This window comes from Flavobacterium sp. 120, from assembly GCF_003633605.1.
GTDB lineage: Bacteria > Bacteroidota > Bacteroidia > Flavobacteriales > Flavobacteriaceae > Flavobacterium > Flavobacterium algoritolerans.
In genome coordinates, this window is the sequence record NZ_RBKZ01000001.1 from 3,007,253 (window position 1) to 3,024,631 (window position 17,379).

Here is a 17,379-nt window from a genome sequence, read left to right on the forward strand (position 1 = left end):
ATTCATTTAGTGAATTATAAAGTTAAAAAAAATATACATTCAAATAACAAAAATATTTTCCAGCACTAAAATATGTCATCGGGAGAAATCAGTTCTCCTAATTTCTCTTTTAATTCCGCATTCAAAATTTGCAATCCATATTGATAGGACGCATTCACCCAGCCAAAACCTTCTTTTGCGATGTAATCAAATTCAGTCCCTACGTTTCCATATTCGGCAAAAACTTTATGAGAACTTATTTCCAAATCAAATTTTTCCGGAATCGTTCCATTATAATCCACCGCATTTTTAGTAATCAACCACAACCATCGGTAGACCATTTCTTGTGCTTTATCAAGATAATTATAGTTAATCAATCCTTCCCACAACAACATTTGGTGCGGTGCCCAACCAAATGGATAATCCCATTGTCGCTGCGGCGCTTCTTCTGGAGCATTAGCAATACTCGCCTTAGTACTTCCCGTAATTCCGCCTGTTTTCACAAATTGTGGCAAGGCTACCTCGACTAATTTTTTAGCCTGATTTTCATCACACAAACCAGCCCACAAAGGAAAAAATGTTGTTGCAGCTTCAAATGGAAACTGTTCATGGTTCACAAAATCATAATCGAAATACATGCTTGCTTTTTCGTTCCAGCACAATTCATTTATTTTATCTTTGCGAAAAAGTGCTTTTTGCTCCCATTCTTCTGAAGTATGAGCTAGACCATCAACTTGAAAACTGTTCCCGAAATAGGTCGCAATTAGGTAAGCGACATCTTTTTCGTATTTATAAAGAAAACTGTTGACATCTACTGAATTCAAATTGGCGCACGTATTAATGAGTCGGTTTGTGGTGTCGTGCCCACTTTCTCTCATACTTCGGTCGTGAACAAAATAGACATCCAATTCTGCATCGACAAGTGTTCTCTGCAAATATTGTTTTTCAAATTCTCGAATAGGTAAATTATATTTTTTAGCATACAGTTCTAAAACATCATCAAAATGTCCCGGCTCCACTTCAAATGGCATTCCAATTCCATCGGCTTTGTATCGATTTAAACCCGTTGGTGTCAATCGGTTTCCTTGAACCATCCAAACCGTGTTGTATTCCAAAATAACCGTTTCCAAATGGCTTCTTAACCAGTCTAAACTTGGTATTTTCTTTTTGGCAATTTCTATTAACAATGAGGAATACAACGGAGGTTGCGTTCTTGTCAAATAATAACTCCTATTCGCATTCAGAATTTTTCCGTAATGTATAATTTGGTATTTAAAATTTTCAGCAATTGCAATTGCTTTGTTTAATTGATTGTCAATTAATAAGCCTACACCTATAAAATAACTATCCCAACCATACATTTCGTTGAATCTTCCGCCAGGAACCACAAAGGGAACGCCTTGCAGACTGTATATTTTTTGTTCCAAAGCCAAAGCCAGAATTCCTGGTTTTTCATTTAAAGTTTCCACATATTCCACCGAATAATTTTCTGGCAGAATTTCGACTTTAAAATTTGGCAATTGTTTTTCCAATTCCTGAAAATAAGTAACTCCCTGTTTGTCTTTAGCAGAAACATAGAGCGTAGCTACATCACTGGAGGTCTTTTCGTCTTCAATAATTTGTGTCAATCCTTTTTTATCAATAGTCCGAGTCAGTTCCTCCCAATAATCATCTTTGATTTTTCTTGAAATTCGTTGTACTGGATTCTCTTGAATGCGACTCAAATCAACTTCACCCATTCCTGAATTTGTGTCCTTAAGTTGGGCTAATTCCTGTAATAAATTTGACAAATGATACGTCCCGACAATCGCTTCCTGCTGATTGGTAGTTTCGTCAACCAAAACAAATTTTTTAGGGCCATTGTCATCTTTAGTAATTTTTTTGTCCTTATCTGTATCCTCTTGAAGCAATAGTTCCTGGAATACTTTGTCTATGTTCAGTAAGAATTTCATTGTTTAGCAGTAAGTTTTTTTAAAATAAAGAAAGAAACAAGCAATAACGACATTGGTATTAAAGTATAATAAAAGGCGTTTTCCGGACCTTCGTTTTTAAATAAATATCCAATAACCCTGGAGCCCAAAGTTCCGCCAAGTGCAGAGAAAACTACAATTAAACCAGTCATCGAACTGTGCAGTTTTTTAGGCAAAGCACTTAAAACCACTGAATTTAAAAGCGGATAAATAGGCGCAATAAAAAGTCCTACCAATGGAAAAGCAAATCCTATTAAAGGAATATCTCCAAGCGAATTGATTTCTTTGACATCCAATCCAACCGTTTTAGGAAGTACAAAAACCACAATAAGCATAGCTGCTAAAATACAAAAACTAAGTACCCAAATCCAATTGACTCTTTTAGTAATTACACCTGCTAAAAGACGTCCTACAGCTAATGAAATAGCCAAAATACTTGCCATCATAATGCTGATGTTCTCCGGTAGATGCAACACTTTACTATTAAAAGTAGGCAGCCAAGACATAATTCCCTGCTCAATCATTACAAATAGGAACGCACTGATTACAAAAACTATGGTTAATAGTTTTGCAAATAATTTGAACATTTGTTTGAAATCATCGGCTAAATCTACGCCCGGAATTTCGGTTTGATTTTCGAATTTGGTAAAAAATAAAAACCCAAAAGAGACTAACGAAATCGCAGCCAATAACCAATATACATTCAACCAAGCATCTGGATTCGCATCTGGATTCGCATCTGAATTAAAAGCGGGAAACAAGAAATACGCTAATGCAATTCCTATCATAAACACACCTTCAATACTACTCATCAAACTATTGTGTTCCTGCTGATTCTCTGTTATTGTTCCAATAAGGGAATACACGGATACTTTTATCAATGCAAAAGAAACACCAACGGTAGCAAAAAGTAATTTTGCCGTTCCGAAAGAATTCCCAAAATACATACTAACGCAAGCCAGAGAAACCAAAGCCAAACCAATAAGCATGGCTCTCTTGTATCCTATTCTTGGCAAAAATGAAGCGATTAAAAACGAAACTATGGCGATGGGCAAATCCTTGAAAGCTTCCAGAACGCTGGCTTGCAATTCATCTACACCATAATTTTTTTGTGCCTTTAGTATCACAATTCCTACGCTGTTCAGCAGAATCGCAAATACAAAGTAATTGAGATACATGGCAATTTTAACCGTACTTTTTTTCATCTTTTACCTATTATTTGAGTTGAATTATTATTTGAATTTGAATTATAAATCAGTATTTAAATATTCTTGAATATCTATTCCTTCTGGCAATCTGCCTACATTCTGAAGTTTCAATACTGCTAATTTTTGTGCAATGGTTATCGTTTCTTCAAAGTTTTTATCTAATAATTGTGCGTATAAAAAACCCGTCCAAAAAGCATCTCCGGCTCCAGTTGTATCTTTGATATCTTCCACAGGCAATGCCTTTTGATGAAACATTCCATAATCAACATTCGACAAAACCACGCCGTCTTTTCCTTTTGTCAAGCAAATGGTTGAAGCTCCTAAACCATGAAAATAGTCAAAAATAAAATCTTCGGTTTTTGCTTCTGCAAAAAGGCGGTAACAATCATCTTCGCTTAATTTCACTAATGGATTAGTCGACAGATACTCTTCCAAAACCTGCTTCGCCTCTTCCCGGTTTGGCCAGATTCTTTCCGAAAAATTAATATCAATACTCGTTTGTAATCCTAACACTTTCGCTCTTTTGGCACTTTCCACAATAGTTGTCCGAGCTGGATTTTTGCTTAAAGCAAAACAAGTCGTATGGAAAATTTTGGCGCTTTCCAGTAAATCATTTGGTATTTGACTTTCCTCAATTTGACAATCTGCTTCTCGATAAGGAATAAAATCAGGTGTACTGGTCGATTTTGAAACAAATATCACCGACGTCGGATGAGTTTCTGATTTTCTAATTTGCGATGTAATCACATGATTTGCCTTTAACTTCCTAACAATATATTCGCCTAAACCATCTTCCCCACAAGTGGCCACTAATACTGATTTCAGACCCAAACGCGTTGCATTTACGGCAACATTTGTTGGCGAACCTCCCAGAAAACGATGGTAATCTTTGGTTCTATTTATAGACGTATTCATTTCATGACCAATAAAATCAATCAACACTTCGCCTGCACATATTATGTCTATTGTCTTTTCCAATTAAACTAAAAATTTAAAATTTGTATGTAAACTTTGGTGTAACAGCACCGTTGCAGCACCACTCCATGCGCAAAAAGGAACGCCATTTGGGGCTTTGGTTTCACTGTTGAAATTTTCGTAGAAACTGAAATTTTCAATAGCATTAGCGTCATTTATTGCAGTTAAAAGCTCCTCTGCTTCCTTATTTTTCTCTTTCGAAAGCAAAGCCAATCCATAAAACCCATTGACCATGGACCAACTTCCTCCGTTATGAAACTCATTTGGGTAATTCCTAAACTCGTATTTGCAATTGTTTTTAAGCAAATTCCAGTCTAAATCGGTTTCTTTTATTGGTGGCCAAAAAGCAGGCAACAGCTGCAATTTCATTTCGTTTTTAAGTGCAATTGAATACTCTAAAATTGTATTTTGAAAACTTTCGGAACCAATGTTTAAATACAAAGCGAGCGAATTTGCAAAAGCATCAAACTGTGTTTTATATCCCGCCGGCGAAAATGAACACGGCATGTATTTTTGAATATTTACTTCATTATACGCTCGTTCGTGGTATTTCTCTCCAACAGAATTCGGCGTGAAATTAATTTCAAGTTGCTTTGTTATTGCAACAATTTTGGCAGCAATCAAATCGTCATGTGCAAAATGGTTGTAACTTTTTAAAGCCCAAATTCGGAGTAATTGATCATACAAAACATAACCATCAGTGATATATTCATCCGCCCAATTTCCTGATAATGGAACATATAAAAGCCCTTTATTGTTAAATTCCCAAGCTTCCAAAAGCGCAAAACACTTTTCAATTTCAGTATCATATTTTGCAACGAAAGTGATATCTTTTGTATAATAAGCATATTGGCAAATCCCTATTATAAACCAAGTCACCGCATCTACTCTTCCTGCCAATCCGCCATAACTAACCTCAACTTGATCACCATTTGTCATCACATTTGAAGGAATAGTCCCGTTTTGATGTTGATTATTAGCTAATGTTTCTAATGTTTTACGGAATGTTTCGATTAGTTTTTCATCTCCTGAAGCCAAAGCTGCCAATCCACAAATCACACCATCTCGAGCCCAAACTCTTTTATAGTTAGAAATATTTTGGGCACTGGCTAAAAACCCTTCTGACGAGGACACTTTCTCAAGCAACTCAATTGCTTTTGTATAATTTAAATCACTATTCATATTACTCTCTTGAAACTTTTTTACTTTTAATCAAAAGGGCACAAAAAGAACTGATTAGTAATAATACACCCGCAAAACTGATAGCTTGACGCGGATCGTTATCTAAGAAGTTTTTTAAAATGTAACCAAATGATAGGTTTTGGATAATCATTGGAATAACAATCATCATATTAATAATTCCCATATAAACTCCATATCTTTCTTTTGGAACTACAGCAACAACCATCAAATACGGAATGCCCATCATACTTGCCCAAGCAATTCCGTAGCCAATAATCACAGCAAAAAATACATATTGGTTTTGGACTATTGGAAAGCATAAAAAAGAAACGGCTCCTAATAATAAGCACACAAAATGAATCATTTTCGCACCATGTTTTTTAGCTAATTTCGCCAAATAAAAAGCAACAGAAAATGTAACTATAAATCCAAAAGCACCGATTAATCCGTTCCACTCAACGGCTTTTTCATAGCCCATTACATTCTTTGGAGTTACATTCCATACGGACAATGCAATACTTTTTGAATTGTTTTGCCAATAACACATCATGGCATACCACTGAAACAAATAAACCAAAAATAGTTGCCACATCACTGTTGGCATTTCTAAAACTGCTTTATAAATATCGATGAAAGGAGAAAAAATCTGTAATGGTTCAGCTTTTAAAATTGCTATTTCTTCTGCAGTTGGTGGGATTTCTTTAGTTTTACTCATACTCCACCAAATGGAAGTTACAGAAAGTACCGCTCCTAGAAAGAAGGAGGCGTAAATCCAAGTAGGTAACGATCCTGTGTAGCCAACAAAAACAATTGGAAATAGAAATAGAGAAATATAAGCTAAAAACTGTCCAAAACCAGTAAAAAAACTTTGAGCCTGAAAACCTACGGGCTGTTGTTCTTCGTCTAATGTGTCAGCAATAAATGCGCGATACGGCTCCATAGCAGTGTTATTCCCAACATCTAGAATCCAAAGCAAACCAGCAGCCATCCACAATGAACTGCTAAATGGAAATAGAAATAAAGCGATGCTACAAATTATAGCTCCAATAAAAAAGTAGGGTTTTCGTCTTCCCCATCTTGGATGCCACGTTTTATCACTCATCGCGCCAATAATAGGTTGAATCAATAAACCAGTTAAAGGTCCCGCAAGATTTAGTATGGGGATTTGATCTGGACTTGCATGTAAAAAATCATATATCGGATTTACGGCACTTTGTTGCAAGCCAAAGCTGTATTGAATACCAAAAAAACCAACATTCATATTGATTATTTGCCAAAAGCTCAATTTTACTTTTAAATTCATTCTAGGTGGTTAATTTGTTAATTTTTTCTAAAATTAATTTTAAAATTGCCAATTAAATACAGAATAAAAACAAAAACGTTTTCGGAAGACCCGAAAACGTTTTCGATAATTTAAATCACCTAAAAAAATCTTCTTTATTTTGAAGTAAAAGGAATAATTATTTTAGTTTCCCATTGTAACTCTTCTCCTCCATTAAAAGGATTCGATAAGAAATGTTCCAAAACTTTATTTTCCAATTTAAGATCGTGCTTTTTTGCATAATCCATTAAGGCAAACCAAGCTCTGTCTGAAGTCCTGAAATTGCCGTAATAAGTTGCTTTTAACCCTTTTATTACTGGTAAAGTTTTAAATTTTACAACATTATTTATAACACTATTTGTGGGCTTGTCAACTGGAAAACAATAATTAAAATCGATTGTTTCTTTATCAAGATCCCAATTTAAAATCTCTAAGTAAGGTCGCCCTTTTATTTTTATTTTATTTTCAAATAAAAAACCAGTAATGATAGCATCGTTTGCGATCATAGTTTGCCCTTTTTCCTGTAAAATACTTTTCAGATTAATGTATGCTACAAATGTCTCTTCTGAAACACCTTCACCTTCAATTTTCACTTTAAAATTTTTTAAATGTTCGCCCAATCCTTTCTTGAAATCAGTTATTTTTCTGATTTGCTCCTGTTTGAACTTCGTATTAAAAAATGGCGCCGTTAGTTTATTATACAAGCTATGCTTCAAATCCTTGATACCAACATTGATTTTTGTCACCGAATCATTTATATACGTAATGTCCCAATTATATTCCATTTGGACATCATCTTTTTTCATTTCTTGCTTGATGAAATCAAAATTTCTCTTTTCTAAAATTACATACCTTTCAGATTCCTTTAAAGCCTGAGCATTTGACCATTCCTGAATCCCTTGAAAAACAGTCCCTGTAGCTGCATTTACTTTAAACGAAATAGAATAATCTGCTTCCTTTATAAAGAGGTACCAAATTAAAAACAATGAAAATAAAACACTAAAACCAATTATAATTTTTTTTCTAACAGTCATTATTTTTTAATCATCTTTAATTTATTATTGATATAGCCTCCAATATTATTGCCTTGTGTAACACCATTTTCAATTGCGGCTCTGTAGTGAATCCCTCCGTAAAGCCTACTAATTGAAGCTTCTGCGGCAGCTTGTTTAAATGATTTAAAAGGTCTTTTAGGCAATCCAAAAGAAACTTCTGAATCATCGATATAACTAAAATTATCCCCAAAAATAGAGGTTAGAATAATTGCTGAACACGAAGAAACAACAGAATGTCCGCTTACATATTCCGGAAAAGGTGGTGTTTGTAATTGTGGTCTCCAGTTTTCATCTATATTTTGATTAATATACGTTTCAGGACGCACAACATTACTTCTGTACTTTTCTTCCCAGCAACTGATAAAACTCTCAAAAATTCCAATTGATGTTTTAGTATAAGCAAAAACCGTAGTCTCAAAATCTGATTTAGATTTTTTTAAAGCTATTTTAGTAATGTTAATCCAGTGTGCGTCTGGTGTATTTTTCTTTTTTGCAAACATCATATGACCTTGTATTACGGTAGCATACGGATTACAATCCCAAAAGGAGGCTATAGCGGATTCTTCAGGAATTGGTTTGCTTGAATTTTTCTCCACTTCAACTAATTTTTCAGAAATCAAATTTCCTACATCATAAGTTTCTTTTGCATCTTTATAAAAAGCAGAATTTTTATCCGTAGAAAAAGGATAAGGTGCAATGGGTTTAAATTGAGATGCTGAATCCATAACCAAAGTCCTTATTTCTCCCCAATGCGGTTCAACACCATCCATATAAGATGGCGGAGTTGGTTGCCATCTTCCAGCTTGATCTGCATGAACTGAAAATTTAGAAAAAGTTCGGGTTTGCTTATAATTGTCTTTTCCCATCCACATTTTGATTCTGTCCACCACTTTTAAAGCGTATTCTTTAGACAAATCAAATTCTTTTTGATTTTCGGAGCCCCATTTTTCATACAAACTATCTCTGTATTTTTCTAGAGCTTCCTCAGAAAAAATCAATTGTTTACTCACTTCAATATGGGCAATAAGTGCTGCTAAATTTTTGTTGACTCCACTTTTCGGATCAAGTTTAGGAATAGAATCTAATCCTTTTAACTGACCTTGTAAACTTTCATATTTAGTGTTGTTTTGAGCCATAATCTCATAAGCAGCAACATTTGGATAAACATAAATTCTACTGGCTACAGGAGGCGAAAATATATCATGGACCATAATTCCTGTTACCGTATCAACTGCAGCACAAAAATCATCTGTAGTCACTTTAATAGGAGTGTCTTTTTTACATGAAGTAAAAAAAAGCATTACAAGTCCTAAAAGATAAATTTTAGAGTTCATGTTATTGGGTTTAATTATTTTATTTGTCATTAAATTATTTTTTAGCTGAAGGCATTTCATACAATTCTGCTTTTTTATTATTGATAGTAATCAACATATATTTCTTTCCATTGAAATTGACAATATCCAAGTGCCTAACTGCCTTTTGCGTCAAATCAATTCCTATTTGATTGCCTAAAAAGATAGTTTTATCATTCTTAATCAAAGCTCCAGAAAATCCGTCAAACCTACTGTGATAGGGTGAAACCCCAAAGTAATTCCCTGCTGCAAAAACCTCCTCTTTCGCATCTGAATCAAAATTAGATTTCAGAAAACTTGTAATGGGTGCCACTTGCATTTTATTCGAAAAAGGAACAAAAGTAAACTTTCCTTTATCATTTCTCAAATAACCTGACTTCAGATTGTGAACTTCAAACAAAGTTCCTTTTTCCAACATTTTTGGATCAAAAATTTCAACTAATGTTTTACCCGCAAAGGATTTGTAACTGTTGAATTTCTTTTTTAGCATCCCGCTGAACTGTTCTGCAAGTTCATCCAGACCTAATGTAGTATAATATTGTCCTTTCTTTTCTATTGCCACAATCGTTTCAAAAGATCCGTTAGTATCAAAATCATCATAATACATTTTCATTGGAAAATCCTGCGAAGCTTTAAATTTAGAATTCATTCCCCAGTTTCCTACCAAGTAATCTTCATCACCATCATGATCTATATCAAAAGAAAGTACTGATTGCCATAATCCATTGCTTTTTTCTGGAAAAACTGTTGCTGTTACATCCGTGAATTTACCGTTTTTATTGGCAAAAAAAGTAGGCTTCATCCATTCGCCAACTACAATTAAATCTGTTTTTCCGTCTTTGTTAAAATCCGTAAAAACAGCATCTGTAACCATTCCGATTTTCTCAAAAGTCTTATTTTGAACAATAGTGAATGTTCCTTTATTGTTGTTCAATAAATAGCAATCCGGCATGCTTCCAAATCTATTATTGATTGAATTATTACCCACAAAAACATCTAAATCACCATCTTTATCATAATCAAAAGCCTTTACAACCGATGCATTTTGAGCCAGCTTAGGCAAAACTGCATTTAGAAACTGATTGTTTTTATTTATATACAAACGGTCTTGCAAATTAGATGCATTTTCACCTCCACCCGAAGCTACATACAAATCATTTGTTTTATCATTATTGAAATCGCCTATGACAACTGAAGCATCTTCAAAAATAGAATCTTTTTCGATTGCAGCAAATCCCTTTTTAGAAAATCCGGAAGCATTTTGAAAATAAATTGATGCTTTTTTACCTTTGGAACCACCAAAGAAAATATCCTCTTTTCCATCTCCATTTAAATCTCCAACTGCCGTTGCTGCTCCACGATCGGAACGTTGATATGGAATTAATTTTTGGGACAAAATATCAATAAAATCATTTTCCTGATGTATAAAATCAATCCCTAAACCTGTTTCCAGTTTTTTGAAAATTGGCAGAACACCCGGATGCAATTTTTTATAATCAAAAGCTTTTCTGTTCTGATTGGCTTTTATGGTAAGCGTTTGACATGTTTTAACATTCTTTACTGTTTGGTATGTTTTATCCGGCCAAATCACCACTAACGAATCTACCTTAGTTGTTTTTCCATAACCAAAATGGATAATTGGTTCTGATGAAGACTGAAATCCTCTGGTAGTCTGTAGTTCCTTAAATTGTTTTTTTCCTTTGGAATAAGAAATTACTTTGGCTCCAATCCCAAAAGTATTTTTTCCTGTAAACCGCAGTTTCAATTTTAAATAGTTTGATTTGGTATCCGTTTTATTGATATAAAGGGATGCAATTGCATTGGTATTATTGGTAATTACATCTAAATCTCCGTCATTATCAATATCTGCATAGCCACTACCATTTGAAATTATAGAATCATTTTCTATCCAATCACTTGAACGGTTTTTAAACTGTAAATCAGCTGCACCTTGAAAAACATAATTTGTCACATTTCCCTTTGGCATTCTCTTCAGCGCTTCTTTATCCAATAACTTTGTCGTACTAATTTTGTTTTTTATTTGATCATTTGAATAATATTTCACGTAATCTAAATCGTTCGGACGTTTTGGAATTCCGTTACTAACAAAAATATCTTGTTCTCCGTCTTGATCATAATCCCCAAATAAAGTACTCCAACTCCAATCAGTTGCTGCTACACCACTCAATAAAGCAGTTTCTGTAAAATGACCTCCAGCTTGATTTAATTGCAACGTATTTCTGGAGTACTGATAATGATAGCCTAGTTTTTCGGTTCTCATTTTTATCATTTGAGTATTGTCATCACCCAATGATGATTTCAACACCTTTTCGTCTTCTGGAAGCATATCTAAGCTCAGAATATCAGGAAAGCCATCATGATTAACATCGGCAACATCAACTCCCATTGAAAAACGACTTGTGTGTCCAAAATATTGTTTTAAACTTTCCGTAAAAGTTCCATCACCATTATTTATATAATAGTAATCATCTTCGTGAAAATCATTCCCCACATAAATATCTGGATAACCATCTAAGTTAAAATCAGAAACCGCCAGTCCTAAACCGTAACCATTGGCACCGCCAAAAATTCCTGCCTGCTCACTTACGTCAACAAATTTCCCACTATCATTGCGAAATAACTTATCCCCACATTCATAACTTCTTTTAGTCCTAATAGCAGCATTTCCGAAAGATAATTCAGAGTGAACGGCATGATTCAATAAATACATGTCTAAATCCCCATCCAAATCATAATCAAAAAATGCTGCTGAAGAACTGTAATTATCAAGATCTAATCCGTATTCTGCTGCACTTTCAGTAAATGTGTTGTCCTTGTTGTTGATGAATAATTCGTTTTGACCTTCAAAGCCATTAATTCCAACAACTGCACAAACATAAATATCAAGATATCCATCTCCATTTACATCAGCCATAACAGTCCCGGCATTCCAGTCACTTTGACTTTCTACACCAGCTTTTACTGAAATATCTTCAAATTTATTTTTCCCTTTATTCAAATACAATTTATTTTTTCCTTGATTGGAAGTGAAATAAATATCTACCAAACCGTCATTATTGATATCGCCGAGGGAAACGCCTCCACCATTATAATAATAGAGGTAATCTAAAATGGAAATGTTTTTGGATTCTAATAATTGGTTATTGAATGTAATATTGCTTTCCTCTGAAGACAATTTCTCAAATAATTGCCCCTCTTTTTTGGAACAACCAATAAATAGCAATGAAGCCAGTCCTAGTCTGAAAAAATTATTCATGGCGTCTAAATATTTTAGGGGTATTATCATTTACAACAGCTATAATTGAAACCGTTTTATTTTTATCTTTTATTATTTTAACCTGTTTTACTTCCCCTTTTATGAAGAAACCTGATTTATTATAAGGCAACCATGAAAAAGTTCCGTTTTTGCTTCCTAAAAGTATGCTGCCATAATTAGCATCCAATCTGGAGAATTGTGGTTTGAACTCGTATTGATTTCCACCCAAGATTAAATCCAAAATTCCATCATTATTCACATCTATAGTACTAATGGTGTTTACACAAGAAAACTGAACTTCTTTTGGAAGCGCTTTTATCTCAAACTTACCATTTCCTTTGTTGATTGCAATTACACTTTCTTGAATATTTACTGTCTTCTGAATCGAATTATCGACTACTTCTTTAGCAAATAATTCCTGAAATGTTTTCTTAGAATAATCCGCATAGCTTAAATTTTTCTTCTTAATCGAAGGAATCTGTTTGGCCAATTCCTGTTTTAGATTTATTGGTAAATCTCTACCTTCAATTGATCTGGTTGCTATTTGTTCAATGGTTCCATTATTATCAAAATCATTGGTAAACAATTTCATCGGATTTGTATTGGTTGCTTTGTAGTTTGTATTTGTTCCTTTATTACCTAAAATCAAATCTTTTTTACCGTCATTGTTCAAGTCAACACAGCTAACAGCATTCCAGAAACCAAGATACCCAGTAAGATTAGATTTATATTCCACCAATCGGCGTCCATTATTTTTGAAAATCATTGGCGCTGTCCAATCCCCGACTAAAATTAAATCTTTTTTGGAATCGTTATCAATATCTTCCCAAATTGCATCGGTTATCATTCCAACCGAGTTAATTTTGAATGCTTTTTTATCTGTTACGTTTGTAAAGTTTCCTTTTCCGTCGTTTTCCAATAACAAATGCTTAGGATCAATTCCATAAACACCTGGAACGCTTCGACTTCCTATAAATACGTCGGTATCGCCATCATTATCAAAATCATTTGAAGCGATTACCGAAACATTATTGTTAGTTGTTGGCATGTTGGTTTTGCTTTTCACAAAAACTCCTTTTCCGTTATTCAAATACAGACGGTTTTTATAATTCGCCTGATCCGCTTTTTCATTTCCACCGGAACCCACTAATAAATCGATGTCTCCATCATTATCAGCATCAAAAAAACTGGCAGCAGTATCTTCAAAAATAGCATCTGTCTCTAAGTCTTTTTGGTCTGTAACTGAATAATTACCATTCCCTTTATTTAAATATATTTTACCGGCTTGCCCTTTGGCTCCGCCAATAAAAACATCCTCATTCCCATCACCGTTAATATCAGCAACTGCTAATGACGGTCCTTCTTGAGAAAGCATTTTAGAAATTAAACCTTCATGATCAAAATCGACATAATTATTTTCTTTGTGTGTTAAAAATTGATTTTTCTTTTCAGCAAACAATGGTTTTGGCTTGTCATTTTTAGTAACATAATCTACTTTGGCATTTGTAATATTCAAATTTAAAGTACAATTATTGGCAATTTTTTTAATCGTCTCAGATTTACCATTTGGCCAAATCACTTTCAATGAATCAATTTTTTTGGTTCCAATTCCAAAAGTCATTACATAATCAATAGACGATTGAAAACCTCTGGAAGGAATTAATTCTTGTCTAAGAATTTCTTTACCAGAGAATAACTCAACAACACTCCCAACACCAAATTTGTTTTGATTATCTCCTTTTAGTTTTACTTTAACGTAATGATTTTTCTTGTTTTTCTCTGAATTATTTCGATATACGAAAGATTCCATATTGACATTATTGACAATCAAATCTAAATCTCCATCATTATCTAAATCTCCATAAGCGGCACCGTTAGAAAAACTTGGAGTATCTAATCCCCATTTCATAGCTTCATTGCTAAAGGTCAGGTTTTTATTATTCTTGAAGGCGTAATTTGGTATCGGCGTGCTTGGCATTTTACTGATAATAGTCTGAATTTCTTCTTTTTTACCTGTAACCACCATTTTTTGCATGAACTCATTGGCAAAAAAATCAACAAAATCTTGATTGGTTAAATCGTTATAAATTCCGTTACAAACATAAATATCTTTGTAACCATCATTATCCATATCAAATAATAAAGCTCCCCAACTCCAATCGGTTTTGGCAACGCCTGCATGATTTGCTATTTCAAGAAATTGATTGTCGCCATTGTTTATTTGCAACGTATTTTGCATGTATTGATAGTAGAAATCCAGATTTACTTTCCTTGTAAATAAATCATAGTTTTCAAAATTTGTAGTCGTTTTTAAGCGTTCGTCCGGTTCCGGTAACATATCCGTTACAAAAATATCGGCTTTCCCGTCATTGTTTACATCGGCCATGTCAGCTCCCATTGAAGATTGACTAATGTGTGATGTCCATCCCTGAATTTGTTCGGTAAAGGTTCCGTTTTTATTATTTATGTATAAATAATCTCTTTCATAAAAATCATTCGAAATATAAATATCCGGATACAAATCTCCATTTACATCTCCTACCGTAACTCCAAGGCCAAAGCCTATCAAACTACCATAGATTCCTGATTTCTCACTTACATCAACGAATTTTCCGTTGTCATTGCGCAACAACTTGTCACCACCTCCTTTTAAAATTTCAGCGACATCCCAATCTTTATCCCTTAAGTCTCTTTTGTTAGAATAATTAAGACTGCTTACCGGTATAAAACTGTTATTTAGAATATAAACATCTAAATCACCATCTTTATCATAATCAAAAAAAGCAGCATGCGTAGTAATTCCTGTGTCAGCTAGATTGTATTCGGCTGCTTTTTCAGTAAAAGTATTATTGCCGTTATTAATAAAAAGTTCGTTTTTTTGTTTATCACCCAAACTATTTCCTGCGTTACACACATAAATATCGAGTAAACCATCGGCATTCAAATCAACCATTACAACACCCGTAGACCAGGTTTTGGTTCCTTCAACACCCGCTTTTTTAGAAATATCCTCGAATTTAAAATTTGCTTTATTTAAGTACAGTTTGTTCGTTCCTAGATTTGAAGTAAAATATACATCGGAAAGACCATCGTTATTGATGTCTCCAATAGCTACACCGCCACCATTGTAAAAATTTCTGTATTTGAATATGTTCATGTCTGCGCCATTTTTAACTTCATTTAGAAAATTAATTCCGGTTTGTGAAGCATCTAACTTGGAGAATAAGGCGTCTTTATTTTCTGAATTTTCTTTGGAACAATTGGAAAAAAAGAGAATAATAAGTGGTAATAAGACAAAACGATTTGACATATTATATTGTAGAATTTAGTTAGGTAATTTCAGTTGATTAGAATTGCCTAATTTATATAATATTGATAATAAAAAAGAATAAAATAGATATAAAATAAAGAGGGTAATAAATACCCTCTTTATAGCTAACTCAAAAAATAATTAATTGTAAACATTTTTTTAGTAACCTGGATTTTGTTTCAAATTTGCATTGAATAAAGCATCCGCTGGAATTGGGAATAACACATATCTATTATCAGACACATAAGGTTTCAACTCTCTAGCTTCCAAGAATTTTCCAAAACGAATCATATCATTTCTTCTCCATCCTTCATACCATAATTCTTTACCTCTTTCTGTGTATATAGCATCTAAAGTAGTTGGAACTGTACCTGCTACATTAGTTCTAGATACTAATTGAGCAAATTTTGTTAAGTCATTAACTCCAGTACCACCTCTTAGAATTGCTTCTGCTTTCATCAATAACGCATCTGAATAACGCATCAACGCATAATCATTTTCAGGAGTACCAACATTAGCTTCATCCGGAATGTATTTTTGACTTCTGATCCCTGCAGTTTCAAGTGTAGCACCTCCAGTAATCAATGTCAAGGCTGCAGTAAACACTAAAGGATTACCTTTTCTATCCTTTAAATTTACAGTACCAGCTGGTATGTTAGTGTATAATGCTCCACTCGCATCTTTATCTCTACCAAATTCATCACGGTTTTTACCATTTTTCATTTGACCTACTTGAAATCCAACATTATTACCAAAAGCGTCAATAATATATTGATCTGAATTTTTAATACGTCTATCATTAGGATTAAACTTATTGTAGTATTCAGCTACAGTTGCAAAACCATTCCAACCATCAGGTGTCTGTTGGTAATGCATACCCATTCTCCATCTTGATTGAATACCTCCACCTTGACCACCTCTAATATTTTTAGAAGAGAAAAGAATTTCTGGAGATGTATTATTTGTTGGTTTGAAATTATCCCAATAATCAGTTGCTAAAGAACTATTAATTGCATCTACATGAGTAACAACTTTAGTCATATCAGCAGCTTCAAAAGTATAAGGTCCCGCAGCATCAGCAGCATTAAAAACCCCTTTGTTCAAGTATAATTTAGCCAATAAAAAGTGAGCTGCATCTACATTAACAATACTGGCATCGCCAGCAACACGAGCAGGCAAGCTTCCTATAATTGCTTCAAGTTCGCTAATAACAAAAGCTGTAGCTTCTTGTCTTGTCCAAACTTTAGGATCTGCTTCCAGAGAGCTACCAGCTTCTCTGTAAGGTGCCTGACCATATAAATCAATTACATTATAATAGTAAAACGCTCTCAAAAAACGAGCTTGAGATATTTGCGTAGCAGTACCATTTTCTATAACCAAGTTACAATTGTAAACTTGTGACAATAATGAGTTCCAAGCATTTCTAATCTCAATATTATCTGGCGCCCAAGTATGCGTATGTAATTGTCTCCATTTAGCATTATCATCCCAGTCACCACCTCTTGTAGGTCCAACTAATGCATCCGTAGACATTTCATCTAAGGCAAACATTTTATCTTGATCTTGAAAACCTCTTAATCCTTCATAAGCACTAACCAATAATGAAGCAGAATTAACTGTTGAACCTCCAGTACTGCTAATGACTACACCATCTAATACTTCCTCATCTAGATTAGTACAACTTACTCCTAGAATAATAGTACTAGTAAACAAGATGCTTTTTATAATATTTATTCTTTTCATTGTTTTT

General features: G+C 33.8%; 10 protein-coding genes. All 10 read right to left on the reverse strand.

Going from position 1 to position 17,379, the window contains the following annotated elements; all coding sequences use genetic code 11:
- Positions 1–65: 65 nt before the first annotated feature.
- The 10 genes from C8C87_RS12905 to C8C87_RS12950 all read right to left on the reverse strand — a co-directional run bounded on the left by C8C87_RS12905 (position 66) and on the right by C8C87_RS12950 (position 17,372).
- A complete protein-coding gene (locus tag C8C87_RS12905) occupies positions 66–1,931 on the reverse strand; it encodes a trehalase family glycosidase (protein WP_121342865.1) in 1,866 nt (621 codons plus the stop codon).
- Positions 1,928–3,154 (reverse strand): sugar MFS transporter, encoded by a 1,227-nt coding sequence (locus C8C87_RS12910; RefSeq protein WP_121342866.1) that lies wholly within the window; start codon positions 3,152–3,154, stop codon positions 1,928–1,930. The genes C8C87_RS12905 and C8C87_RS12910 overlap by 4 nt, the downstream gene beginning before the upstream one ends.
- A 42-nt stretch (positions 3,155–3,196) precedes the next feature.
- Positions 3,197–4,135, reverse strand: a complete 939-nt coding sequence (locus C8C87_RS12915) for a carbohydrate kinase family protein (protein ID WP_121342867.1) — start codon at positions 4,133–4,135, stop codon at positions 3,197–3,199.
- Positions 4,136–5,314 carry a glycoside hydrolase 100 family protein gene (locus tag C8C87_RS12920; protein ID WP_121342868.1) on the reverse strand — a complete coding sequence of 393 codons (1,179 nt, stop codon included), beginning with the start codon at positions 5,312–5,314 and terminating at the stop codon, positions 4,136–4,138.
- Between the two features lies 1 nt (position 5,315).
- Positions 5,316–6,617 carry an MFS transporter gene (locus C8C87_RS12925; protein WP_121342869.1) on the reverse strand — a complete coding sequence of 434 codons (1,302 nt, stop codon included), beginning with the start codon at positions 6,615–6,617 and terminating at the stop codon, positions 5,316–5,318.
- Positions 6,618–6,751: 134 nt separating this feature from the next.
- Positions 6,752–7,669, reverse strand: coding sequence for a hypothetical protein (locus tag C8C87_RS12930; RefSeq protein WP_121342870.1), 918 nt, complete (start codon positions 7,667–7,669; stop codon positions 6,752–6,754).
- Complete coding sequence (locus tag C8C87_RS12935; protein ID WP_121343374.1) at positions 7,669–9,024, reverse strand: vanadium-dependent haloperoxidase; 1,356 nt, start codon at positions 9,022–9,024, stop codon at positions 7,669–7,671. The genes C8C87_RS12930 and C8C87_RS12935 overlap by 1 nt, the downstream gene beginning before the upstream one ends.
- A gap of 34 nt (positions 9,025–9,058) precedes the next feature.
- Complete coding sequence (locus tag C8C87_RS12940; RefSeq protein WP_121342871.1) at positions 9,059–12,319, reverse strand: VCBS repeat-containing protein; 3,261 nt, start codon at positions 12,317–12,319, stop codon at positions 9,059–9,061.
- Entirely contained in the window at positions 12,312–15,629 is a 3,318-nt protein-coding gene (locus C8C87_RS12945; protein WP_121342872.1) for a VCBS repeat-containing protein, read from the reverse strand. The genes C8C87_RS12940 and C8C87_RS12945 overlap by 8 nt, the downstream gene beginning before the upstream one ends.
- A 159-nt stretch (positions 15,630–15,788) precedes the next feature.
- Positions 15,789–17,372: a RagB/SusD family nutrient uptake outer membrane protein gene (locus C8C87_RS12950; RefSeq protein ID WP_121342873.1), complete on the reverse strand. Its 1,584-nt coding sequence runs from the start codon at positions 17,370–17,372 to the stop codon at positions 15,789–15,791.
- Between the last annotated feature and the right edge of the window lie 7 nt (positions 17,373–17,379).